Source organism: Nonomuraea sp. NPDC048916, from assembly GCF_040649575.1.
In the GTDB taxonomy this organism is placed as follows: Bacteria; Actinomycetota; Actinomycetes; order Streptosporangiales; family Streptosporangiaceae; genus Nonomuraea.
Window position 1 is genome coordinate 1 of sequence record NZ_JBEZFS010000315.1, and the last position, 362, is coordinate 362.

Sequence of the window (362 nt, forward strand, 5' to 3'; positions counted from 1 at the left end):
AGCGGCCAGGCTCACCGCTGCCCCGACAGCGGAACGTTCCTCAGGAGGAAGCGGAGACACGGACTACGTGCGCTACGGGAGAAGCGACTCCCTTGGTTCGCAGGAACCCGCGTCGGCGAGGAAGCCGAGCACGTCGGCGAATTCCTTGAAGAAGAAGCTGTCTCCTTCGCCGGTCAGCCAGAACCGCTCCTCGGATCCCACAGGGTTGATCATGAAAACGCCCTGACTGCCGTCTTCGTTGACCGCAACCGGGAACAGAGGCGTCGCGGGAGCCACCCCCACGTCCTCTGGGCCGCTGTCCAACGTCGTCTCCCGGAACGCCTCGCCGACCTCCCCCATGCCGCCGGGCTCCCAGTCCCGGC

Annotated in this window: 1 protein-coding gene; it reads right to left on the reverse strand. The window is 66.6% G+C overall.

Features of this window, described 5'->3' with window-relative positions; translation table 11 throughout:
* Positions 1–72: 72 nt before the first annotated feature.
* On the reverse strand, positions 73–362 hold a 290-nt coding region (locus AB0C16_RS41025; protein WP_357691634.1), incomplete at its 5' end, for a hypothetical protein.